Annotated in this window: 25 protein-coding genes and 2 pseudogenes; 10 read left to right on the top strand and 17 right to left on the bottom strand. The window is 34.5% G+C overall.

What is annotated here, in order from left to right; translation table 11 throughout:
- Positions 1-98 precede the first annotated feature (98 nt).
- A complete protein-coding gene (locus tag DK865_RS08715; protein ID WP_228407741.1) occupies positions 99-1,919 on the bottom strand; it encodes a SulP family inorganic anion transporter in 1,821 nt (606 codons plus the stop codon).
- Positions 1,920-2,227: 308 nt separating this feature from the next.
- Here DK865_RS08715 and DK865_RS08710 point away from each other — a divergent pair.
- Positions 2,228-2,782 (top strand): annotated as a pseudogene (locus DK865_RS08710) (septation protein A); the annotation flags it as partial.
- A gap of 227 nt (positions 2,783-3,009) precedes the next feature.
- Positions 3,010-3,441 carry an acyl-CoA thioester hydrolase YciA gene (yciA, locus tag DK865_RS08705; RefSeq protein WP_006536988.1) on the top strand — a complete coding sequence of 144 codons (432 nt, stop codon included), beginning with the start codon at positions 3,010-3,012 and terminating at the stop codon, positions 3,439-3,441.
- Between the two features lie 144 nt (positions 3,442-3,585).
- On the opposite strand, the gene tonB is transcribed toward yciA, so the two are convergent.
- Together tonB and DK865_RS08695 are read right to left on the bottom strand one after the other, a co-directional pair.
- Complete coding sequence (tonB, locus tag DK865_RS08700) at positions 3,586-4,299, bottom strand: TonB system transport protein TonB (RefSeq protein ID WP_109391674.1); 714 nt, start codon at positions 4,297-4,299, stop codon at positions 3,586-3,588.
- A gap of 112 nt (positions 4,300-4,411) precedes the next feature.
- The gene (locus DK865_RS08695; RefSeq protein WP_036913581.1) at positions 4,412-4,594 is read right to left on the bottom strand and encodes a YciY family protein; all 183 of its coding nucleotides are present in this window, start codon (positions 4,592-4,594) and stop codon (positions 4,412-4,414) included.
- Between the two features lie 305 nt (positions 4,595-4,899).
- On the opposite strand from DK865_RS08695, the gene cls reads away from it, so the two are divergent.
- From cls to DK865_RS08680, 3 genes are all read left to right on the top strand, one after another.
- Complete coding sequence (gene cls / locus DK865_RS08690) at positions 4,900-6,360, top strand: cardiolipin synthase (protein WP_109391673.1); 1,461 nt, start codon at positions 4,900-4,902, stop codon at positions 6,358-6,360.
- 109 nt (positions 6,361-6,469) lie between these two features.
- A complete protein-coding gene (locus DK865_RS08685) occupies positions 6,470-6,799 on the top strand; it encodes an HI1450 family dsDNA-mimic protein (protein ID WP_407681496.1) in 330 nt (109 codons plus the stop codon).
- 62 nt (positions 6,800-6,861) lie between these two features.
- On the top strand, positions 6,862-7,059 hold the full coding sequence (locus DK865_RS08680; protein ID WP_109391672.1) for a hypothetical protein: 198 nt from the start codon (positions 6,862-6,864) through the stop codon (positions 7,057-7,059).
- 88 nt (positions 7,060-7,147) lie between these two features.
- Here DK865_RS08680 and DK865_RS08675 read toward each other — a convergent pair whose 3' ends face one another.
- The 7 genes and pseudogenes from DK865_RS08675 to DK865_RS18820 form a co-directional block, all read right to left on the bottom strand.
- The gene (locus DK865_RS08675; RefSeq protein ID WP_109391671.1) at positions 7,148-7,579 is read right to left on the bottom strand and encodes a carboxymuconolactone decarboxylase family protein; all 432 of its coding nucleotides are present in this window, start codon (positions 7,577-7,579) and stop codon (positions 7,148-7,150) included.
- 192 nt (positions 7,580-7,771) lie between these two features.
- The gene (locus DK865_RS08670) at positions 7,772-8,053 is read right to left on the bottom strand and encodes a hypothetical protein (protein WP_036913174.1); all 282 of its coding nucleotides are present in this window, start codon (positions 8,051-8,053) and stop codon (positions 7,772-7,774) included.
- Between the two features lie 155 nt (positions 8,054-8,208).
- Complete coding sequence (locus tag DK865_RS08665; protein ID WP_023582303.1) at positions 8,209-8,679, bottom strand: GNAT family N-acetyltransferase; 471 nt, start codon at positions 8,677-8,679, stop codon at positions 8,209-8,211.
- A gap of 198 nt (positions 8,680-8,877) precedes the next feature.
- Positions 8,878-9,417: an Ail/Lom family outer membrane beta-barrel protein gene (locus DK865_RS08660; protein ID WP_036913177.1), complete on the bottom strand. Its 540-nt coding sequence runs from the start codon at positions 9,415-9,417 to the stop codon at positions 8,878-8,880.
- A 337-nt stretch (positions 9,418-9,754) separates the two neighbouring features.
- A complete protein-coding gene (locus DK865_RS08655) occupies positions 9,755-10,291 on the bottom strand; it encodes an Ail/Lom family outer membrane beta-barrel protein (RefSeq protein ID WP_023582306.1) in 537 nt (178 codons plus the stop codon).
- Positions 10,292-10,766: 475 nt separating this feature from the next.
- Positions 10,767-11,087: a hypothetical protein gene (locus DK865_RS08650; RefSeq protein ID WP_228407740.1), complete on the bottom strand. Its 321-nt coding sequence runs from the start codon at positions 11,085-11,087 to the stop codon at positions 10,767-10,769.
- Positions 11,088-11,154: 67 nt separating this feature from the next.
- Positions 11,155-11,321: pseudogene (locus DK865_RS18820) on the bottom strand (putative quinol monooxygenase); the annotation flags it as partial.
- A gap of 196 nt (positions 11,322-11,517) precedes the next feature.
- On the opposite strand from DK865_RS18820, the gene leuE reads away from it, so the two are divergent.
- The gene (gene leuE, locus DK865_RS08645; RefSeq protein WP_194295191.1) at positions 11,518-12,159 is read left to right on the top strand and encodes a leucine efflux protein LeuE; all 642 of its coding nucleotides are present in this window, start codon (positions 11,518-11,520) and stop codon (positions 12,157-12,159) included.
- A gap of 291 nt (positions 12,160-12,450) precedes the next feature.
- Positions 12,451-13,374: a tRNA 2-thiocytidine(32) synthetase TtcA gene (gene ttcA / locus DK865_RS08640; protein ID WP_023582308.1), complete on the top strand. Its 924-nt coding sequence runs from the start codon at positions 12,451-12,453 to the stop codon at positions 13,372-13,374.
- Between the two features lie 307 nt (positions 13,375-13,681).
- Here ttcA and zntB read toward each other — a convergent pair whose 3' ends face one another.
- Positions 13,682-14,665, bottom strand: a complete 984-nt coding sequence (gene zntB, locus DK865_RS08635; RefSeq protein ID WP_036913183.1) for a zinc transporter ZntB — start codon at positions 14,663-14,665, stop codon at positions 13,682-13,684.
- Positions 14,666-15,047: 382 nt separating this feature from the next.
- On the opposite strand from zntB, the gene DK865_RS08630 reads away from it, so the two are divergent.
- Both DK865_RS08630 and DK865_RS08625 read left to right on the top strand, forming a co-directional pair.
- Positions 15,048-15,389, top strand: a complete 342-nt coding sequence (locus tag DK865_RS08630) for a DUF4377 domain-containing protein (RefSeq protein WP_023582309.1) — start codon at positions 15,048-15,050, stop codon at positions 15,387-15,389.
- A gap of 293 nt (positions 15,390-15,682) precedes the next feature.
- Positions 15,683-16,243 (top strand): Ail/Lom family outer membrane beta-barrel protein, encoded by a 561-nt coding sequence (locus tag DK865_RS08625; protein WP_109391669.1) that lies wholly within the window; start codon positions 15,683-15,685, stop codon positions 16,241-16,243.
- Between the two features lie 636 nt (positions 16,244-16,879).
- Here DK865_RS08625 and DK865_RS08620 read toward each other — a convergent pair.
- Entirely contained in the window at positions 16,880-18,499 is a 1,620-nt protein-coding gene (locus tag DK865_RS08620; protein WP_109391668.1) for a peptide ABC transporter substrate-binding protein, read from the bottom strand.
- A gap of 223 nt (positions 18,500-18,722) precedes the next feature.
- Between DK865_RS08620 and tpx the strand changes: the two genes are divergently transcribed.
- Positions 18,723-19,226: a thiol peroxidase gene (gene tpx / locus DK865_RS08615; protein ID WP_023582312.1), complete on the top strand. Its 504-nt coding sequence runs from the start codon at positions 18,723-18,725 to the stop codon at positions 19,224-19,226.
- 67 nt (positions 19,227-19,293) lie between these two features.
- Here tpx and tyrR read toward each other — a convergent pair whose 3' ends face one another.
- The 5 genes from tyrR to DK865_RS08590 all read right to left on the bottom strand — a co-directional run bounded on the left by tyrR (position 19,294) and on the right by DK865_RS08590 (position 24,620).
- Positions 19,294-20,859 (bottom strand): transcriptional regulator TyrR, encoded by a 1,566-nt coding sequence (gene tyrR, locus DK865_RS08610; protein ID WP_023582313.1) that lies wholly within the window; start codon positions 20,857-20,859, stop codon positions 19,294-19,296.
- 153 nt (positions 20,860-21,012) lie between these two features.
- Entirely contained in the window at positions 21,013-21,432 is a 420-nt protein-coding gene (locus DK865_RS08605) for a hypothetical protein (RefSeq protein WP_228407739.1), read from the bottom strand.
- 518 nt (positions 21,433-21,950) lie between these two features.
- Entirely contained in the window at positions 21,951-22,994 is a 1,044-nt protein-coding gene (locus DK865_RS08600) for a YcjF family protein (RefSeq protein WP_109391667.1), read from the bottom strand.
- Positions 22,991-24,385 carry a YcjX family GTP-binding protein gene (locus tag DK865_RS08595; RefSeq protein ID WP_023582316.1) on the bottom strand — a complete coding sequence of 465 codons (1,395 nt, stop codon included), beginning with the start codon at positions 24,383-24,385 and terminating at the stop codon, positions 22,991-22,993. The genes DK865_RS08600 and DK865_RS08595 overlap by 4 nt, the downstream gene beginning before the upstream one ends.
- On the bottom strand, positions 24,366-24,620 hold the full coding sequence (locus tag DK865_RS08590) for a peripheral inner membrane phage-shock protein (RefSeq protein WP_023582317.1): 255 nt from the start codon (positions 24,618-24,620) through the stop codon (positions 24,366-24,368). The genes DK865_RS08595 and DK865_RS08590 overlap by 20 nt, the downstream gene beginning before the upstream one ends.
- Positions 24,621-24,718 lie beyond the last annotated feature (98 nt).

The following is a 24,718-nucleotide window of genomic DNA, read 5'->3' as shown; positions in this document are numbered from 1 at the left end:
AAAATTTACCAATAAAAAATCCCGTGTATAAGCTAACCACTTATCACGGGATTTTACTTTTTATGTATCACACCATTCATAAAACTTAGCGGGAATGCTTAAGATGTCGATCTGTGGCTCTCTATCGGCACGTCTTGTATCGGGACTTCATTACGCCCTACTTTTTGGCTTTCAGCTTCTTGTTTTAATGCCTCTTTTCTTGCCTCTTTTTGCTTCTCTTTAATTTGCTGTCGACTTTGATACAGTCGGATCACAAAATAAAGATCTGGCGCAATAATCAAGTCATCTTCATTGAGCGAGATTCTGTTACGTTCAATCCAACGATTTAACTCTGTTCTGCGCCCCGCTAAAACCAATTTAACGCCCTTTATTCGTAACTCGCGTATTAGTTCATCAATCGCAGCAAATACGCTAACATCGTCATAGGTAAAGCTTACAGCCGCATCCACAGCTAACCATGCTGGACGTTGAGGTGCACTATCAACAAGTTGAAGTACCCGTTTTTTAAAGTAACCCACATTAAAATAAGTCAATGGTGAATTAAAACGGTACATCATTAAGCCTTCAATCGGCTCAATACCATTATCCTTATTCATTGAGTGAACCATACCTTGTTCATCAACACCCAATAATTGGTCGCTTGGACGAAAAACAATACGTAAAAACTGTAGCAAACCTAATAAAACCGCAAAGCCGATACCGTTAATTAGCCCAGCCAATAACACGGCTAATAATGTAAAAGATGCCAATGTAAATGCTTGTTTATTACGTTTACGATAAGACCAAATATGACGAATACTCAGCAATGACCATGAAGAAACAATCAATACTATGCCTAATGAAGATAATGGAATATAGGCGAGAAAATCGGTCATAAATAACAACACAAGCAAAATCACCAATGCCGCAATAATAGAAACTAACTGCGTTTTACCACCGACAGAATCATTGACTGCAGTACGACTGCTTGCTGCACTTACCGCAAATCCTTGTGAAAGTGCTGCTGCAATATTGGCAATACCTAATGCTTTTAATTCTTGGTCTGCATCGACATCATAACCATTTTTGCTGGCAAAACTGCGTGCCGTCATCATAAAACTCACAAAGCTAATGACAGCCAAGTTTATAGATGGAACCAATAATTCTCGTAATACGCCGGGATGAAATCCGCTCATCGAGACTACGGGTAGAAATAGGTCAACATTTCCTGCCTCTTTATTCACAATAGCAATGCCATAACTTGCTAAATCAAATTGCCAACTAAGATAAGTCATCACAACCATGGCAATTAAGGGTGCTGGCCATCGACTACGAAAATAGCGGATCCCCAATAACAAGGCGAGTGTTACTGCGGACATCAATACCGTAGGTAAATGTGCATCCATTAATCGAAACGGAACTTCAATAAGTTTTTCAATTAAGTGATCGGGCGAGGTATCAAAACCAAATATTTTGCTAATTTGCCCAACCATAATGGTGATCGCGACACCATTTAAAAGCCCTTGTAAAATAGGACGAGACAGAAAATCAGTAAAAGCCCCTAACCGAAAATGGCTGGCTAAAATACACCAAAATCCCGTCATTGCCGTCATGATAATGGCAAGTTGCCATCGTGTATTTTCATCACCGGCAGATAATGGAATAACAACAGCGGCAATAACAGCACACGTTGCGGCATCAGGTCCTGTAATTAACTGACGCGATGTGCCAAATAACGCATAAATAATCATCGGAAAAATACAGGCATATAACCCAACAATCGCGTTAATTCCTAATAATTCGGTATAAGCAATTGCGACTGGCAATGCAACGGCAGCAACAGAAAGCCCTGCTTTTAAGTCATAGCCAAAGTAATCACGCTTATAATTAAACAATAAGCCCAATCCTGGCATCCATTTTATTATTCTTTTTCCGTTCATTGATTTCCTCTTATCAGAAATACTTTTTTATTTATGCATTCATCAAAAAGTGGCAATAATGTTGATGAGTTACTGAATCATATACTAGAGTAATATTTAAATCCTCTTTCATAACTCATGCTTTAATTTTAATTCCGCCTAAATGCAATTATGTTGATTTTTCATTGCGTTATTTCAGATAAAATTCGCGTTTTTTGTATAAATTAACACTCTGTCATTAAAGATATGCAATTGTTTACCCATTTTCTGTCGCTTTGCATTAGAATAGCCAAGTTTATGAATTTAATTACCATAGGTTCCTATCTGTTATGAAAAATGGCTGGCTTAAGCAATTAATTGATTTTGCTCCACTATTAGTGTTTTTTATCTTCTATAAATGGCAAGATATCTTCTATGCTTCAGGTGCATTAATTATCGCGACGTGGATCTCTGTTGGCTTGACATGGCTTATTTTCCATAAAGTTGAGAAAGCGCCACTCATTACCGCTATCGTGGTCACTATTTTTGGCTCGTTAACCATCTTCTTCCGTTCTGCTGATTTTATTAAATGGAAAGTAACCGCTATTTATGCCATTTTTGCCATCGTTTTAATTGGTATGCAGTTATTTACGCCAAAAACCTTAATGGAAAGAATGTTAGGCAAAGAGCTTGCAATGCCACCCGCTAACTGGAAGAAACTCAATATTGCATGGGTGATTTTCTTTTTTGCTTGTGCTCTTGGTAATATTTATGTGGCATTTTCTTTAGCGGAAGAGACTTGGGTTAATTTTAAAGTCTTTGGCTTAACTATTTTAACCTTTATCTTTACTATCGCTAGTGTGGTTTATATCTGGAATAACCGTTTACCCGAAGAACAATCTGAAGATAAAACGACAGAAAATAGTGAACACGAATTATCAGATGCTATGACAAAACAAGCATCTAAACCAGCATCACACGATGCTCATTCAAAATCTGAATAATCATTTTTATTTTATTGGGAGATATGTGCTCTAAATAATTCAAGATGTAACCAATCACGCTACGGCTTGAAGTATGACGAGTAAATATCTCCTTGGTTTCAACATTCTATACAGATACATTATTCCTCATGACTGAACAACAATCTTTGCCTAATGGTGAGCTCGTTTTACGCACCCTTGCCATGCCTGCTGATACTAACGCCAATGGTGATATTTTCGGTGGCTGGTTAATGTCTCAAATGGACATCGGTGGTGCAATTTTAGCAAAAGAAATTGCGTTAGGTCGTGTCGTTACTGTAAGCGTAACAGGCATTACCTTTCTTAAACCTGTTGCTGTTGGCGATGTCGTTTGTTGCTATGCACGATGCTTAAAAACAGGTAACTCATCAATTACTGTTAATATTGAAGTTTGGGTTAAGAAAGTCGCCACAGAACCTGTCGGACAACGCTATCGTGCAACAGAAGCGGTGTTTACCTACGTTGCCGTTGATGAGAACAACTCAGCTCGTCGTTTACCTGAAGGTAAAGCTCACTTCACGCTAACAAGTACCATGGAATAAAACACCATTACGACAATGCGATTACGACGAATAACGTGAAAACATTAAAATTGAAAGACTAAAAAGGCACTAATTAAAGTGCCTTTTATTTATCTGGTATCAAATAGTGATATTGCTTTATTTAGCCATTGAACTTTATCGATGTTAGCTTGTTGATATTCCTGTCATTTTGAACTCAATAACAACCACTTTTCCTTTATAAGGAATTTTTTCATAACGCCACTGGCGCATGGCTCTTTTTACTTCACGTTCAAACACATTTTTGGGATCAGCAGAAATCACTTCTACATTGTCGACTCGCCCATCAGCATCAACATCAAAACGTACTTTTATAGACCCTTCAATTCCCACTGCTTTTGCTCGCGAAGGGTATTCAGGTAAACCTTGGCGCACTACATTAGGAACTTTGCCTTCACCACTGCTTGCCACCGCAACCGGTTTTTCATCGCCTTTATCACTGGGCTTTGCCGTTGGGTTAAGATTTTTGAGATCATGACCTTTATTAACCACTAAAGGTTGTGGTCGTTCAACAGGCGGTTTCGGTTTGTCCACAGGTTTTGGCTTCGGTTTCGGTTTTGGTTCTGGTTTTTTCTCTATTGGTTTTTCGATAATAGGTTTTACATCAGGAATAGGTTCTGGCTCAGGTTCAGGCTCAACCACAGGCTCGGGTTCTGGAGGCGTGACTTCTTCAACCACAGGCTCTGGTTCGCCTGCAGGCTCATCTGCTGCAAATGCCAACATCTGTATAGAGATAGGCTCAGGTGTAACTGGCTTATCTTCTACAACATATAACATCGCCGCCGCAACAAGTGAGGCATGTAGACAAAGTGATATGAGTACCCAAAGCTTCCAACGCATAACTGATCTTATTTCACCTAAAGAAAAAATATGCCCCTAGTTTAAATGCAAATAGCAATCATATTCAATAAGGTTTAGCAAAATGATTGATATTAACTGTTTAAAAGTGAAATTATGAGTTCCATTCTATGTGTTGTACAAATAAAAGTGCTCTATGTTTTCTAGAAGTATCAAGTTTACGCAATTTATAAATTCGGAAATTACGACGAGATTGCCCTTCTAACCATCGACGTCGTTTACGTATAGCTTGTCTCATCATCCGCCAACGAGCTACTTCAGTCCTACTGTGTCTCATGCTATCAGCACCTATTTTTTCGAATAAGTAGACTATTATAGGACGTTCATTTTGTGATCCAAGGGGTGATTTATGATTTGCTCGAATTTCATCCGTTATTTGAGCATTTCTCACAAAGAAAAAATAAATAAAGAGTTGTATCTTATTGCTTATTTGATGCTTATCTTTTAAGAAAGAGATTTGACAGAGATAATAATCCTGATTTAATAACACCATTCGGCAAATAACAAAAATAATGAACTATTTTTAGTAAATTGCCTTTAGCGAATCCATGCAATTCATTTTCAACGGAAAATAGCGCTACTATGACAACATTTTATACTGTATTAAGTTGGCTAACCTTTTTCTTCTATTGGCTATTAATTGCAGGGGTCACATTTCGTGTCCTAATGCATCGACGACCTGTTACATCAACAATGACATGGTTATTAATCATCTATATTCTGCCATTAGTCGGTGTTATTGCGTATTTTGCTTTTGGCGAATTACACCTAGGAAAACGACGCGTTGAACATGCTAAGCAGATGTGGCCTTCTGTTGTTGCGTGGCTTGAAGACTTGAGAAAATGTAAGCATATCTTTGCGACAAGTACGAGCGATATTGCAACACCACTTTTCCAACTAACCTCTAAACGCCAAGGTATTAAAGGTGTTAAAGGTAACAAAATTGAACTTTTAACCACCTGCGAAGATTCGCTAAATTCAATTACTCGCGATATTAATAACGCTCGTGATAACATTGAAATGGTCTTCTATATTTGGCAGTCAGGTGGATTAGTCGATGAAGTCACCGACGCTTTAATCAGAGCCGCTAAACGTGGTGTAAAATGCCGAGTTATGGTTGACTCCGCTGGTAGTTGGAATTTCTTCCGTACTCATGGTCCTGATGTAATGAGAGCCGCGGGTATTGAATTTGTTGAATCACTGCATGTTAATTTATTCCGTTTCTTCTTACGCCGCATGGATTTGCGTCAACATCGAAAAATCGTATTAATCGACAATTATATTTCCTACACAGGCAGTATGAATATGGTTGATCCCCGTTATTTCAAACAAGATTCCGGTGTAGGTCAATGGATTGATATTATGGTAAGAATGGAAGGTCCCGTTTCTACTACATTAGGTATGATTTATGCCTTTGACTGGGAGATGGAAACAGGTGAGCGTCATTTACCCCCTCCTCCTGATGATAATATTATGCCTTGTGAGCAAGAAAGCGGTCATACAACACAAGTCATCGCCTCTGGTCCCGGATTTCCTGATGAGCTAATTCAGCAATCACTTATTACAGCCATTTACTCTGCAAGAAAAGAATTGGTACTGACAACACCTTATTTTGTACCTAGCGATGATCTTGCTCATGCAATATCAACAGCTGCAATGCGAGGTGTTAATGTGAGTATTATTGTTCCTCGCAGTAATGACTCTTTCCTTGTACGTTGGGCAAGCCGTTCATTCTTCACAGAAATGCTCGAATCAGGTGTAAAAATATTCCAATTTGAAGATGGTTTATTGCATACCAAAAGCGTGATGGTTGATGGACAACTCAGTATGGTAGGTTCAGTTAACCTTGATATGCGTAGCTTATGGTTAAACTTTGAAATTACAGTTGTCATTGATGATGAAGGTTTTGGAAGTGATTTAAGTATTGTTCAATATGATTATATTGCCCGCTCGACAGAATTAACCATAGATGAATGGGAAAAACGACCATTCTTAAATCGTGTATTAGAACGTATCTGCTATTTCTTTAGCCCTCTGTTATAACAGAAATGTTATAATCAATAGGCTGCTAAGAACTAGCAACAGATAACTGTGCTACATTAGTCAAAATACGATAAAAATAGCGCGATAATTATTGGAACAATAGACAGGCATTACCATGAATGAACCAACCTTAATCAGTGAAGACGACGCTTTAGAACAAGCTTATGATCTATTTTTAGCCCAAGCAGCGGATAATTTAGATGTTGCAGACCAATTATTATTTAACCTGCAATTTGAAGAACGAGGCGCAGCTGAAGTGGTTCCATTAGGTAACGATTGGCAATTTATTGTTGGTATGCCTGTCACATCAGCCCGTTTTAGCGAAGTCATTATTGGTCTTGCTCCAGACGATGATTCCGATATTGATGATATTTTTGGTCGAGTCCTAATTAGTCGAGATCCATTACAGCCCATGTTCCATATTATTTGGAAATCATAATTACGTTTATCTTCACCTGCTTATATTTTAGCAGGTGATTTTTTACTCCAGAGAGCAATAAAATGGGTAAAAGCCACTTTATTATTGATACTATTTTTACCTTAGCTTTCTTTGGTGCATTTTATTGGTATATTTGCGTAGCGATTATTATCGTCATGCTCTATGCCACAATAAAAACACAAAAAACATTATTTCGTATCTTATTTATACTCATTGCCTTAATTTTTGCTTATTTACCCTTCATGCAATATCTCTGGTAAAAAATTACACAAACGAAATCAAAGCGCTTAATCAGCGCTTTTTTCTTAAGCATTATTTGGATCATATAATTTGCGTTAATAATATTCATTACTGACGCAAACTCACCGCAATACGATTAAAAGCATTCATTAATCCAATTGCCAATGTCAGGTCACTCATTTCTGTGTCTGTAAAATATGCTTTAACCTGCTGATAAATATTATCATCTGTGCTTTTCGCTGAAATGTTACTGACTGACTCCGCCCATAGTAATGCAGCTCGTTCTTTATCAGTAAAACGCTCACTCACTTGCCAACCATTTAGTGCATCTAACTTATTTTGAGCAATATCATGATTACGCAAGGAATTATTGTGCATTTCTAAACAAAAAGCACAGCCATTAATTTGAGAAACTCTTAAATAAACAAGCTCAATCAACGTGATATCCAGTGAACTCTCTTCTAGTGCAGTTTTACATTGAATTAAACCGGCATAAGCTTTAGAGCTGAGTTTTGGGTAAGATAAGCGAAGCTTTGACATAATTTCCTCTCCATTCACAATAAAGACAAACCCACAAAAACTGTATATAAAAACAGTATTAATATATTCAATTTATAGCGATGGGTTTATCAATTTTGTGGTATTTGGTTTTAGAGGTAATGAACTTCGGTATAATTCACTTAATTTACGACTTATTCGTTATTCGTTATTCGTTATTACGCATAACATTTGTTACTCAAAACATTTAGATGAATGAGCAATAGTTAAAAACATTGTGCCCTCTCTTGTGAGTGTACTGTCTTGTTTTATTGGTGGTGATTGGACCATTCTATCCATTTCAGTTGAAGAAAATTTATCACTTGCTTCATTATAAAAACACAAACATTGATCTTTGCTCACATGGCTATAGACATTTAATGTATCCATACAATATTCAATAACTTTATTTTCTTGTGATTCAGAGCAAGCAGGTAGTAAAAATAAAGATAAAACAACAAGTAATTTTTTTTTCATAACCATTCCATATTGTGTTAGATTTATTTAATTATGAAAAAATTATTTCATTAAAGCAGGGTAATTATCACGATATAAATCAAATTTGAGTGGATAATTATTATTTACATAAGAAAAATTGAGGTGATTTTTATTTTTCATCCTATTTTGTCTCTTTAGTTTTTCTTTATCGAGTATTTATACTTATTTTTATTTAATTTTAGATGTAACAATGGAAAAGGATTACCTTGTCCATCTAATTCTGAACGCCCTATTTGCTCAAATCCAATATAAAGATAAAAGCCAATTGCTTGAGGATTTTGCTCATTGACATCTAGCTCATCAATATGCAGTGTATTTATCGCAAAAATTGTAAGCAATTTACCGCAACCATGCCCTCTAGAATTCGCATCGACAAAAAGCATTTCTAACTTATTTTCTGCTGTACCTAAGATCCCGTGAATAACATTATTATTGTCTATCGCAATATAGGTATTAAGCATAGGAAAATAGTGTTCTACAATATCTTTTTTAAGCGATAAAATGATATCTTCAGATAAAAATGTATGTGTAGCTCTGACTGACGATTCCCAAACCGCAATCATTTCATCATAATGCGAAGGTTCTGCTTTCATTACAGTTAACATAATTTCTTCTCCATAAGATATGGCATCTTAAAGATCCTTTATTGACAGTCAAGTGACCCGAATAAAAAACACACATTAGTGTCTATTAAATGTATTTTGATAAGTTATATCTCAAATATAGCGATAAGTCTTTACATTTGTATTAACAAAAAGGCCACATTACGTGACCTTTTAAAAATATAATTTATTCGTTTAAATTTAGAAACGATAACCAACACCTAATACCCAAGTACCCAATTTTACATCATCTAATTTAGAATATTCATAAGATGCATCTATTGCTATATTTGGGATTGGATTAATTTGTAAGCCTAACCCATAACTTATAGATACTTTATTTTCATGTTGTTCTTCATTTGGCGTTTTACAACTCGCATTAAGCACACTTGTACCGATTAAACCATACGCATTAATATATTCATTAAAACGATAACTTGGTCCAGCTGAAAATAAATAATAATTTACATCACTATGTCCTACCTCTTTGCCATTCATATCACGAAAATTATATTTTTTATTATTATAAATAAACGAACCAATAATACCAAAACCATTATCTATCTTACGGTCATACTTAATATTAAATCCTTTAGGATCGCCATCTATCTTTTCACCATCGACTTTTATCTGACTTTGTGCATAGCCCATGGATAATGTATTTTTAAACGTAGCAGATACATTAAATGTCGTTATTGATAATATGATAGCTGTGATTGGAATGAATAATTTATTTTTCATTAAATGTCTCGATGTCATTTTCAATTAAAAATGTGAAATTAAGCAAAAAAATATAGTTCTAATTGCAATTAATTCAATATTATTGAACCTAAACTTCGTTTGAAATAATAAAACAAATTAAAAAACAGATGAACAATTTATTTTTAATGTAAAAACAATAAGGACATTATTTTAAATAAATGTTGATAACAAAAGAATTTGTACATATAAAGGAAAATAAAAAGCATCAAATTTCAGATAAAGTGATTAATTTTAATATTATTTATATTTCTATTTTATAAAAACTAAAAAGGCCACATTACGTGACCTTTTAAAAATATAATTTATTCGGTTATATTTAGAAACGATAACCAATGCCTAATACCCAAGTACCCAATTTTGCATCATCAAATTTTGAATACTCATAAGATGCATCAATTGCTACGTTTGGGATTGGGTTAATTTGTAAACCTAATCCATAAGCCATAGAGGTTTTACTGTATTCATAATTAGAATAGTAGTATTTATCATCTTGACTAACATGACCAAGACCAATTAAACCATATGCACTAAAATAGTCATTAAAACGATAGCTAGGTCCAGCCGTTAATGAGACATAATCAATTTCAGTTGAACCAATTTTCCCCCAACGACTATAATAATTATACGTTAATTTTGTGTACGTCAGTGATCCAATAAAACCCCAATCATTATCAAACTCATGGTTATATTTAAAGTTAATTCCTTTCGGATTTTCATCGATGTCATTATCATCCACTTTAATGGAGCTCTGAGCATAACCTACTGATAAAGTATTATCTAATGCTGCTTGTGCGTTAAAAGAAAGTGTAGAAATAGCTAACAGTGAAGTAGAAAGAAATAAATTACGGCTCATCTTTATTCTCTATATAAAAAGGATAGACAAATGGAACTAAATTAAAATTTAGCTCTCTTATTAAATTGAGTGTAACACTCAATAAATTTTATTTATTAATAATACGCCATTAATAATATTTAATAAAGAAAACCTTATGATTTAAATTATAATTAAAACACCATTCGCCCAAACAATAAACTCACCTTATTTTTCACTATTATTAAGGAAATATTAAGTTCATAACGTTATGAAAAACAAGTGATTTAATTTATCATTAGTTTTAGCCACCGTTTAAATATGATTGAAACTTCGATTGAAATTCTATTTTTACTCATCAGTAAAATAAAAAGCGCTCACTAAGTGAAATTAATTTTCCTTATCCCATATAATATTGATTTATATTTAAGTGAAATTTTTAATCTAGTCTTTAATATCAACCATCTTATTAATTTTAATAAGTATAAAAAAGCCACTGATTAAAGTGGCTTTTATTTTATGTATTATTAGCAAGTTGCATTTTTAACCAAAAATTTTGCTGGCATAAATTAAAAAATTCTTTTCTACAAGGAGAAACTGGCTTGTTATTTGACTCTACAATTTCCCACGTGATCCAACGTTCAGGACATTGAGCGTCATTATCATAGTGCTCTGTTTCTATCTCTTCTGTGCATTTCAAAATAACACCATCAGAAAATAACCAAGTATGAGTTACTCTGGTTATTTCTGTTAAGTTATCCAAAAAATTCTGGGTACTTAGCATTTGATAGTTATTTTCTTGGTTAACAATTTGAGATATATACTTCGCTAACATCATCTTCTCTCTTGTTTTACTTCTTATTATTTATATGCGCCTATTATAAATGAACCTCGTTTTATTACTCTTATTTTTCATCAAAAGCATCAGCCATAAGTAAAAATTTAGGTTCTGCTTTTTTATATGAATTAATCATCGGGACTAATCGCTGAAAATGTTCACTGCACAATGCACATCAAGGGCAGCATAATCAGACCATTGTTCAATAAAGACAAAATGCCTCGGATCTTTTTCAAGTACACTTTTTTAAACGCTATCAATAGAGTGTAATCCTTTGAAGTGCTAACAGAGTGCGGTTTCAAATAGAAAGCAGTAACCATCAAACATTTATCTTCTGTATAAGTGAAAATATGCGTTTAAATAATGCGGATTCTCTTTATATAATAGCAATTCATTAAGTAATACAGAGAAAGTAGGATTGGGGGTTAACGTGTGGCTTGAACAATTTGGTGTACTCAATATCTGGACATACCTTGCAGGCATGTTTTTTATTATCCTCGTTCCTGGCCCTAATACACTCTATGTGCTAAAAACAAGCGCATCAGGTGGTGTTCGCGACGGATATCGTGCCGCATTTGGTGTGTTTTTAGGTGACGCTATTTTGATTTTTCTCGCCTTTATCGGTGTCGCATCGGTTATAAAAGCTTCACCTGTACTCTTTACTATTGTTCGTTTTTTAGGTGCTTTTTATCTCCTTTATTTAGGAATAAAAATTATCCATGCCACTTTTTTCGCCAAAAAAGTACATTCAGAACAAACAACAACGGTACAGAAACACGTTTTTAGAAAAGCGCTTACATTAAGTATGACCAATCCTAAAGCGATTCTATTTTATATTTCATTTTTTGTTCAATTTATCGATTTTAATTATGCACATACTGGATTATCTTATTTAATCCTCGCCTCCATGCTTGAAGCGTTTAGTTTTATCTATCTTTCTTTTCTAATATTTGGTGGTGTAGCCCTTGCCCGTTTCTTTGGCTCACGTAAAAATATCGCTAAACTGGGTAATGGTGTTATCGGGCTTTTCTTTATGGGGTTCGCGACGAAATTAGCAACATTATCATCATGATTTTATAGTTTAATAGCCTTACTCAAGGTATAAGGCTATTACTTCTTACTTTTTACCGCCTTGAAATCGTTTAACTGTAGTTCTCTATATCGAAACTACCCTACCATCTGGTATCATTGGCGACTTATCCATTTTCTTGCCATAAATAACTTTGTTTTTCACACAATTTATTATTTGAGCCTATAAAATATTGTATTGATTTATCATATTGTTAAGGTATCAAAACAATGAAAAACAAAGCCTTGGTTAGCAAGTTACAGAATAATCAGCAACGATATAGAACCGTAAAAAATGAGCATCCCAAAAGAGCAGTATAATTTCAACAAACTACAAAAACGCTTACGCCGTGATGTTGGGCAAGCTATCGCTGACTTTAATATGATTGAAGACGGCGACAAAATCATGGTCTGCCTTTCTGGTGGTAAAGATAGCTACACGCTACTTTCTATCTTAATGAATCTGCAAAAAAGTGCGCCAATCAATTTCTCTCTTATTGCAGTCAATTTAGACCAAAAACAACCCGGATTCCCTGAGCATATTTTACCTGAGTATTTAAATGAACTTGGTGTGGAATATAAAATTGTTGAAGAGAATACCTATGGGATCGTTAAAGATATTATTCCTGAAGGTAAAACAACCTGCTCTTTATGCTCACGTTTACGCCGTGGTATTTTATATCGCACAGCAACAGAGCTTGGGGCAACTAAAATTGCTTTAGGTCACCATCGTGATGATATCTTAGAAACATTATTTTTAAATATGTTCTATGGTGGAAAGCTTAAAGGTATGCCACCTAAATTGATGAGTGACGATGGCAAACAAATCGTTATTCGCCCTCTTGCTTATGCGCGTGAAAAAGATATTGAGCGTTTTGCACAAGCGAAACAATTCCCAATTATTCCATGTAATCTTTGTGGCTCACAACCCAACCTTCAGCGTCAAGTTATTAAAGAGATGCTAAGAGATTGGGATAAACGTTATCCTGGTCGTATTGAAACCATGTTTAGAGCAACACAAAATATTGTCCCATCACACTTATGTGATACTCAATTATTTGATTTTGCGAATATCAAACATGGTGATGAAGTCATTAATGGTGGTGACTTAGCTTTTGATAAAGACGATATTCCAACCGTTCCAGTGATGTTCCAAGAAGAAGATGATGAACGTCCTGACTTTAGCCAAAACAAGCTCGATATTGTTGAAGTGAAATAATGCACTCTCTCCTAAGCCTTGCATTCAAGGCTTAGGATTTTTATGACTCAATAATCACAGATAATAAATTTAAGCAAAAAAAAACCGATGTTAATAAACATCGGTGTAATAATGGTCAATTATTCTGTATTAAGAACTCAATATGAGAAAAACTACAATTATGGAGCACAACGTTCATCGCTCAACGTTGTATTCACCTGCGAGAGTTATAATGCCAGATGTTCTATTTTAAAAAATTGATATATCTCAAACAGGGTTAGAGAATTCTTTTTTAAATCCATTTAGTTACGATTAATTTTCTGAAAATTTACAACCACCTACTACGTTTTAACCACCAGGTAACAATCACAATCAAAACAAAAAGAGATAAACAAAAAATGGTAAAACCATAAGGAAATTCATTTCCGGGTATTCCGCCTAGATTGACACCAAATAGCCCAGTTAGAAATGTTGTTGGTAAAAATAACATCGCCATTAGTGACATAGTATAAGTACGTCTATTCATTGCATCAGCCATCATTGATGTTATTTCATCTGCAATCACCGCGGTACGAGAAATACTACTGTCTAAATCCTCTAAACGTCGAGAAAGTCTTTCTGAGATTTCTAACATCGTAACTCTATCGCTATCACTCATCCATGGTAATTTCTCAATAGAAAGTCTTGAGAATACATCTCGCTGAGGCGCCATATAACGCCGTAAAACAATTAACTGCTTTCTTAATAATGCAAGTTCACCTCTTGCTGGTATTTGCTGATCGAGGATCATATCTTCCAATTCAATTAATTGGTCATGTAGCGTCTCAACAAATTCACCTATTTCATCAGTAACTGCATCAGCCATTGTAATTAACCAATCGCCACTATTTTCAGGTCCATCACCTAGTTCTAAAGTGTGAATAACAGAATCTACAGAATTGACTCGACGGTGACGACTTGAAACAATTGTTTGACTGTTAATATAAATCCTAAAAGCAACAAGCTCATCAGGTCGATCATTAGGATTATTATTAATTGTTTGCAGATTGATGACGATACCTTCACCAATGCGTTGTGCTTTTGGTCTAACGTTCTCTGCAAGTAATATATCTTTAGCAATAGGAGGAAGTAATTCTGTCTCTTGTATCCATTGAGCACTTCGTGGTTTGCGGTAATCTAGGTGCACCCAATATGGATTTTCGTTTGTTGCTACAGTCTCTGCTGTAATGTCTATTGCTCCTCCATGTCCATTAAGCTGTGCTGTATAAATAGCATCTGAATCTTGTATAACAGAGTCATTAATTGTTTTCACTTCGCTTTCTCCATAACTTTGCCTTAAAAGTAATACTTGAATTCAATGCTCAATTATCAAATAGGATCAATCGAACTTCATTTTATAACGCCATGTTTTGAAACGCCATTCTCTAATTGTTGGTTTGCTAACTAGCTATATATCAATACTATTTTTGTCTAATTTATCCAAAGCTTCTATTTATCTTCATTACTTTAGGATTATTACACTAAATTGAATACTAATAGTTACGCTAAGATAATAATACTTAAAAAAAACAACAGATAACTTATTTTATTTGTAGGAAAATAATTATTTTTAGTAATTTATAATAATTATCTGTCTAGTGTAGACTCAATATTCTTTAATACTTTTATTGCACTCGAAAAATAAGGTCATCAATATGAAAAAATTTATCGCTATTCCTTTATTTTTGCTTTTGGCTGGATGCAATGACGCAACCTCAACTGAAAGTGCAAATACCGCACCATCAACGGGGACAACAAAAACACTTCTCGTCGATTCACAACTGCATGACTGTGTCGGTGTCGCACCAATGAAATGTATGAAAGTGAAAGAGTTACCTTCTGGTGAATGGTCGCTGTTCTATCAAAACATTGATGGGTTTGAATATAAAGCAGGTACTGAATACACATTAAAGGTTAATGTTACAGATATTCCTAACCCTCCAGCAGATGCACCAAGTGTAAAATATACACTAATTGAAGTTGTGGATAAAAAATAGAACACCATAGAGACTCACAATAGGTATTAAAGCTTATTGTGAGTATTTTCACTTATTATGCTCAATATCTATTCCCTTCTCTTTAAATAATTGCTCATTATTACACCATTATTAAAATAATTAATAAATCGTATACTATTTAATAATTAGCTATTTATGATGATTTGATTTTTTATTGAATTTAAAAATAAGCATTCAAACTTTTTTTAAGAGTAATTTCAATCAATTAATATTGAAATCACCCTTTATTTTACTAAAAATGGTGTTCTACACATCAACATAGAAACTCTATAATGAATAAATTAGCCCTTGTTTTAATTAGCTTAGCTTTATCTTACTCCTCTACATTACATGCCGAAGATAAGACACATACTCTCTCTGGTGGCTATATTTATGGCAAAATAAAAGGTGACACAGCAAAAGGAGAAATAATCAGTTATCGTTATGAAGCGGAAAATGCTTGGGGAATATTAATTTCTCTGCTGCATTTAAATAGCGACCATAAAGAATATTTTATTGACCCTCGTTTTACCACACCTTCAGCAGTAAATTATCGAACTAAAACTATAGGTCTATTAATCGGTCCAACTTATAGAATAACACCTAAAATTTCTGTTTATGCTCAAATGGGGCCTAACAAGTTAAAACACCAAGAAGATAAATATCACCTTGAAATAAATACAACAGATTCCCACATTGTTAATACAACAAGTGTAATTGGTCAAATTGGCATCGATTATAATCCTATTAAGAATATCTCATTTAGCTTGGGGTATCTTTATTCTGATACCACAGCAAATAAGCGACATATAGAATTAAGTGCTTTACAATTATCTCTAGGATTTCATTTTTAACTGATTCTCTAATAATTATTGATAATCTGTAATTCCATTTAATAATAAAGAAAAACAAATAGATAATTCTGATTGTGGTTCCTTCAAACACCATAATCAATATATTAATTTTCATTATGACTACGTAGTTATATCTATAAATAAAATAAGATATAATATTTAACATCAAGCACATTGCACAATTGGTCAAAACAATACTATAAAAATGTATTAACATGTTACTTGCAATGTTTATTCCTTTTGAGTCTCCTTCTGTTTTTATGACAGAGGGATTTTTTTTGGTATAAATATTTTATTATTCATTGTAACAGTTAGATACAATAAAAATCGTGCAAATAAGGCATAAAAAATATAATTTATATCGAGACAATATGTCATCCTGCTTTATTTTGCTACGCCCCTTTTTTAAAGGGGTTCTTTTTTATTTATACTCTCTTTTATTTTCTTAGCTTACCTACTAACAATATAGATCAACTTATAAATTAAAAGATTTTCACTTTCACTATTAATAATAGAATAAAAAAATACCTCAAATTAGATTTTAACTTTGAGGTATAATTTATATACAATTATCTTTTTTATTAAATTAAGACGTTTATATTAGCTTAACGTTAATCTTCTAATTGAGTCTTTACATTAATGTTTAAGAATATAAAACGTATGGCTATAAGCAACATCTTCTGGGTTCTCAATGGGATACCCTTTTAACCATGGTTTTATCAAACGTCCATTTGTGTATTGATAAATAGGCGCAATTGGCGCATCTTCAGCTATTATTTGCTCCGCTCGGTTATACAGACTATTTCTTTCATTTGCATCAATAGTCATACCAGCCAATGTTAACACTTCATCATATTGCTTATTCTGATATTTAGGGATATTACCCGCGTGTTTCGAACCGAGTAAGCTTAAAAAAGTAGAAGGTTCGTTATAATCACCAACCCATGATGCTCTTATCACATCAAAATCACCCGAGTTTCGACTATCAATATAGGTTTTCCATTCTTGGTTACGTAATTGGACTTTTACCCCTAACTTTTTCTTCCACATAGAAGCAACTGCAATAGCAATTTTCTGATGATTCTCTGAATTATTGTATAGCAATGACAGTGTTAATGGATTATGAGGGCCGTATCCAGCAGCCGCTAACAAGATCTTAGCTTGACTATCTAGTTCATCTTGATTGTATTCATCATAAATTGTCGGTTCTGGGGTAAAGCCCGCCGTTACATCAGGTGTAAAACGGTTTGCTGATTTCTCCCCTGTGCCTAATACTTTATCAGTGATAATTTTTCTATCTATTGCCATCGCTAACGCTTTACGTACACGAATATCTTTTGTTGGCCCTGACTGAGTATTAAAAGCATAGTAATAAGTACCTAACTGATCGGGAATATAAACCTCATTAGGAATATCTTTCATTAATTTATGATATAAATTTTTGGGGAACGACTCAGTAATATCAATATCACCCGCTAAATAACGCTTAGTCGCATGGGATTCATGATTAATAGGCACAAAAGTGACTTTAGTTAATACTGTATTTTTATGATCCCAATAATAAGGATTTGGTGTTAATACGATCTTCTCATTAACGACTCTATCTTTTAAAACAAAAGCACCATTTCCGACTAAATTGCCAACCTTAATCCATTCACTACCATATTTTTCAATACTATGACGAGGTACAGGATATAACGAAAAGTTAGTCGTCAAACTTGGGAAGTAAGAAACGGGTCGTTCTAAAGTCACTTTTAGTGTCTTTTCATCAATTGCTTCTACACCTAATGATGTTGGTTTTAATTTTCCATCAATAATCTTTTGTGCATTTTCAATAGATGCAAGCGATGCATACCATGCGAAAGGTGAAAGATTCTTAGGGTCAACTAACCTTTGCCAGCTATAAACAAAATCGGTTGCTGTGACTTTTTCACCATTAGACCATTTTGCATTATCGCGTAAGGTGAAGATCCACACACGATTATCTTCTGTACGCCAACTTTGAGCGACACCAGGAATGGGACGTCCATGCTCATCTTCTATCGTCAATCCTTCAAATAAATCACGTTGCACTTGAGCTTCTGTTAATCCAACAGCATTAATAGGATCAAGTGATGCAGGCTCATCTTTTAAATGTCGAACTACTTCTTGCTTTTTATCGAGTATCGTTCCTGTGGGGACTACTGCCGCATTTACTTGCGACATGATTGATCCTTGAACGACAAGTGCACATGAGATGACGAATATTTTGCGCATGTCTGTTTCGTCCTGTAATCTGTATGAGAATGAACTGCACAATTATAAGAGCCTGATAAAAAGGCACAATCACTGATTACAAATATTTTATAAATTTTTGTGTTTTTAGTGGTGACTATGCCAATAATGGCAAATTTTTATAATGGTTAAGCATTAACGATAATTATCGTTAATAATGAGTATTAATAACAATTAGTCTGACAACTAATAAAGGAGAACAACAATGGCACATCAAGTTACTTTACAAGGAAATGCAGTGGCACTAGCGGGTAATTTCCCAGCAGTAGGTCAAAAAGCCGCAGATTTCTCTCTCGTTGGTAAAGATCTTAATGATGTTTCTTTAGCGAATTTTGCGGGTAAACGTAAAGTTTTAAACATTTTCCCAAGTGTAGATACCGGCGTTTGTGCGGCAAGTGTTCGCCAATTTAATAAAGTTGCAAATGAACTAAATAACACGGTGGTTTTATGTATTTCAGCTGATTTACCTTTTGCTCAAGCGCGTTTTTGTGGTGCGGAAGGCTTAGATAACGTTGTCACGTTATCTACAATGCGGGGTGCTGAATTCAAAGAAAACTACGGTGTTGCAATTGTATCAGGTCCATTAGCTGGCTTAACAAGCCGAGCCGTCGTTGTTTTAGATGAAAATAACACTGTTATCTACACCCAGTTGGTTGATGAAATTACCACTGAACCAAATTATGATGATGCGTTAAAAGCACTGAAATAATACGGATGAAAAAAACAGGCGAGCATTATGCTCGCCTGTTTTTTATCCTAATGATCTCGCGATAAAATTAGCTTTCAGGATTGTCGTTCTTTTTATTTGTTAGGTTATATTCTCTCAGCTTATTAGCAATCGCTGTATGAGAAATGCCTAAACGTTTTGCGAGTTTTCGGGTACTTGGATAGTCACGATATAAACGGGCTAAAATTGAAGCTTCAAAACGTTTTGTCATTTCATCTAATGAGCCCTCTAATAAGTCCTCATCAAATAAAACATCAGCAGTATGCTCCGGTAATGTAATATCTTGCTTACGTAAAGTATTACCCGTTAATTGAGCCATCGCTTGATAAATAGTATTTCTTAATTGACGAACATTACCAGGCCAACCATATTGGGTTAAATAAGCCGATAATTCAGGTGATATTATCGGTTTTGCTGCCTGTTGCTCTGTACAATATTGATTAATAAAATGCATTGCTAACGGCATAATATCCGATTTTCTTTCTCTCAATGGCGGTAATGTCAGTGTTAATACATTAAGTCGATAATAAAGATCTTCTCTAAATAATCCTTTTTGAACTAGCTCCCATAAATTCTTTTGTGTAGCACAAATAATACGGACATCAACATTAACTTCATGCTCTTCGCCCACTCGACGAAATGTACCATCATTTAAAAATCGTAGAAGTTTGATTTGCATTTGTGAAGACATTTCACCAATTTCATCAAGTAAAACAGTCCCCCTATTGGCTTGCTCAAAAAATCCTTTTTTTCCTTCAATAGCATTAGGATAAGCACCCGCAGCATAACCAAAGAGTTCACTTTCAACGACATCATCAGGCATTGAAGCACAATTAAGCCCTAAGAAAGGCGACCTTGCGCGAGAACTTAGCCAATGACAGGCTTTAGCGAATAAATCTTTTCCTGTTCCTGTATCACCTACCAATAATAATGGTGCATCCATTTTTGCCATTTTTTTTGCACGTTCAACCAACTGTTTCATTTGAGAACTAACAGCAATAATTTTCTCAAACTCATGGCTATCACTGACAATTAATTGGGAGTGATCATGAACAACACCGCTATACTTCAATAAAATAAGTGCGCCAACACAATGATTAAATTGATTATCATCTGCCAATTTTATTGGCACTATTTCCATATCAAAATTTCGTTTTTTTAAATTAATTGGAATTATTTCGGCATGAGGATCTTTTTGTTCTAACCAACGATGAATATTGAAATTAGGAATAAGCTGATTAAACGATTTTTCACTATTATCATCAGCGTCTATATCAAATAGTTGACGCGTTGCTGGATTTTGTAGCTTTATTTGACCTTTAGTATTAATAGAAAAAACAGGTACAGGTACAGATTCTAACAATGTCCACATCGCGCGATGTTCTTGCTCTGATGGCATAAATGCCACAGTGCGAACATCAATAACTCCGTCAATTCTTCTTATTTCAGCCATAAGGGGCTGAAATATATTAAAATCTATTTGTGAAAAATTCAGGTAAATAAGACCTATTGGGAATATTTCAATTCCACGTAAATCAATATTTTTTAATACTAGCAGATCTAATAATTCACGGGTTAACCCGATGCGATCTTCACAAGTGACCTCTAAACGCATTATAAACCTTCTTAATACTGAGTGACCCTGAACTTATTCTAGATATTATACATAAATATCAACTAAATAAAGAGGCTTGTCAGCAAAGGTTGACACCAATAGCATTTATTTTTACACAACTAAATTCATTTTCTGATCTCTAACTAAGATTATTTATGCTTTAAAAAAGCTAAATAACGAAAATGAAGAGGTTTTTATTATTTTTTTTAGTTCAAAATCGATAAGATATTCGACATCCTTTACCAAAGGACTTAATTCTTGACTGATCATTTTTTTGATGGTTTTACATCCATGATCAAAACAAAAAAGCAAAAATTCTAATGCATTTATTGCTCTTTCTTTCTTATCCGATTCAGTCAAATATTCAAAAAATTGAGATGCCTCCTGAATCTGAAATGAGTCCAAAGGTTTCTGATATTGTCTTTTTTTAATCTCACTAATCGTTTCGCTAAGAATGGGAATTAAAATACTTAATTGATTATCAATAATTTCACCATTTAATGTGGAGCCTAAATAGAGTTTACGTCTTTGTTTAGAGAGTTTCTTTATTACTGATATTTGTATTTCTTTCATTTTTTAACCTTGTTAAAAATATTATTTTTTCATTTTTGTAATTTTTTAAATAAAGATCATTATTGTTTTTGAATGGTAAATTATCCAAAAAGTAGATATATCAAAATATATTACTAAAATAATTATTTTAGGGTGATATTTAACGCTATTTATTACACTAAAATCAACACTATTTCCCATCAAAAAAGAAACATTATGGTTAATATTAAACATATTCCACTAAATAAACACACATTAACCTTGATATACAAATAGTTACAACCACCCTCAACGCTTGTGAAATTTACGCTTTTTTAAAGTTTACTATTACAATAGTTTCTTTTAAAAATAGTAACTAAACTAACGATAAAATATTAAAAGTGCTTTATAGCATTCAGCTTCTTTTAAAAAAGATTTTGTTATCTTCGCCATAAGGACTATTTTATATAAACAACACTTTGCCAATCCTTATATAAAAAAAGCCATAGAATGACGTCTATGGCTTTTATTTAAAATCATTAAAAGATGAAAACAAGAGTTTATTCTTTCTTCTTGCTACCAATAGTGTTTTTTAATTTTCCGATTAACTCTGTTCTAAAATCGCCTAGCTTAGGTTTATTATCATCAATCCATGGTAAAGGACGGCATAATTCCATTGCTTTTATTCCTAAGCGTGCCGTTAGTAAACCTGCACCTATACCTTGAGCGGCTCTTGTTGATAATCGTGCGGCAAGATCTTGTGAAAGCCAGTCCATTCCAACTTCTCTAACCAGTTCCGTCGCACCGGCAAATGCAATATTGACCAAAACAAGACGAAAGAGTTTTAAACGACTATAGTAGCCTAATTCAATACCGTAAATTTCTGCAATACGATTAATCAAACGAATATTACGCCAACCAATAAAAGCCATATCGACCATTGCCAGTGGGCTGACAGCAATCATCAAAGTTGATTCTGCAGCAGAACGACTGATTTCAGCTCTCGCTTGTTTATCCAAAATAGGTTGAACAAGTTGGCTATAAAGTTCTAATACTTCTTTGTCATTATGTGTATCGTGTAATGCACTTTGCCAACGAATGAATGCGGGATGTTGTGGACCAATACCCGCTTGTGTAGCGAGTTTTTCACAAAAGGGGCGACCATTCCCCATCGCATGACTATAAAGTAACTCTTTGGCTTTATCTCTTTCATCTGCGCGTTGGCGTAAACGATAAATACGGCGCCACTCTGTTATCACAGATCCAATACCAGCAACAACAATTAACCCACCCGCACTGGCTGCCCCCAACGCAATCCAGTCAGAATTTACCCATGAGCTATAAATCCATTGTCCAGTCTGGGCAATAACACTAACCCCTAAAATGGTACTCGCAATCGTTAATAACCGTTTCCAGACACTTTTTTTCGGTTTTAAAATTGACTGAACATCGCCTTCTAATTGCCCTTCATTCTCTTCATCCAATAGTGGATCAATCGGCAAAAATGGCTCATTTTCATTAAAGCCAACACCTTTTTTTAAGGTGACTTCTTCTTGAAGTATGGGCTCTTTAAAATCAATTCGCGATTTTAATGGCTCATTCATTTTAATTTATCCCCTAACAAGAACTCCATTGCACTATCCATACGAATATGAGGAACCGCACTATCTCTTGATATTTGTTGCGGTCTAAAAGATTCGAAACTAAATCCTTGTTTTTCCCAAAATGCTTTTTCAGGCAATCGTTTAGGAACCTCACCGGGAAAATACACCAATGGTGTATTATCGCTTAAACGAAAACCTTTCAAGGCTGGTATTTTTTCGCCATGATGATCAACAATTCCACTTTCAGTTGCCGCAATAGAAGCAAGTCCCATGCAATCAATACTGATCCCTTCAAAAATAGCATTTTGTTTAGCATCTTGAATAAGTTGTTGAAGCAACGACACTAAATTTTCATGTTGGTCAACCGTGATATGGTCGGCTTTTGTGGCTGCAAATAGAAGCTTATCGATACAAGGTGAAAATAAGCGTCTAAGTAAGGTTCTTTTTCCATAATGAAAACTGCGCATTAATTGTGTTAATGCTTGGCGCATATCATTAAAAACATCTGCACCTTGATTTAAAGGTTGTAGGCAATCAACCAAAACAATTTGTCTATCAAACCCTTGAAAATGATCGCGATAAAAACCTTTTACAACATGCTGTCCATAATATTCATAGCGTTGTTTTAGCATGCCAATATTAGTACGTTTATCTGCGCTCTTTAATTTAGCAATATCGTATTTTTGTAAATCACCCCATGGGAAAAATTGCAAAACGGGTGCTCCAGCTAATTCACCTGGTAATACAAAACGCCCCGGTTGGATAAAATGAAGTCCTTCATCTTTACATGCTAATAAATAGTCAGTGTAAGCGGAGGCAATATCAGCTAATAACGTTTCATCAGCCGGCGCAAAAGGATCACATTTTTTAAGGAGTAATTGCCAATGTTGTTCTGGTGACGTTCTTTGACGATTGACCTTATCCATTTGCTCTGACCATTCAAAATAGTCTTGCTCAAGCATAGGTAAATCTAATAGCCATTCACCGGGGTAATCAACAATTTCTAAATAAAGAGAAGATGTTTCTTTTATAAAACGGGTTAAAGATTCATTCGATCGATAACGTAGTTGTAAACGTATTTCACTGACCCCTTTTGTAGGAACCGGCCAACTTGGGGGAGTATGGTAAAGCGCGTCCATCCCTTCATCATAGGTAAAACGAGGAATATTTAAATTGTGTTGAGGAATACGTTTTACACCTAGTAATTGCTTATTTCGTGCAGCCGAAAATAGCGGTAAACGCGCGCCGGTATGCACATTAATAAGTTGATTAACTAAAGAGGTAATAAATGCGGTTTTACCACTTCGGCTTAATCCAGTTACGGCCAAACGAAGATGTCTATCAACACCACGATTAATAAAAGCGGTCAGTTCATTTTGTAGGCGTTTCATGTTTCTCCCAAGACACTTGACGCGATAGCTTATTAAAGCCTGCTTTGATAATAGGTTCAGCTATCAATAGAACCAGCCAACGCAACGGTTTGCTACTTACTCGTTTTAATATACCGCCTGTAATTGCTGCTGGCCCAAATAAAGTGAATAACATTAACCCAAATGTTACCCCTTTTTTGGCTAATTGGGCGAGTTTATTTGTTTTTAAAGAAACGAATACTTGATTGGAATTCATAACACGCTCCTCAATCAGAAAATTTGCGCTCTTACACTATAAGTGTTGAAAAAGATCAGCGGCAGAAAGAAAGACGCTCCTAAAATGGAGCGTCTTAT

Source organism: Proteus cibi (assembly GCF_003144405.1).
Classification (GTDB): Bacteria; Pseudomonadota; Gammaproteobacteria; order Enterobacterales; family Enterobacteriaceae; genus Proteus; species Proteus cibi.
Note: the sequence above shows the minus strand (reverse complement) of the source record. Positions and strands in the feature narration are given on the sequence as shown.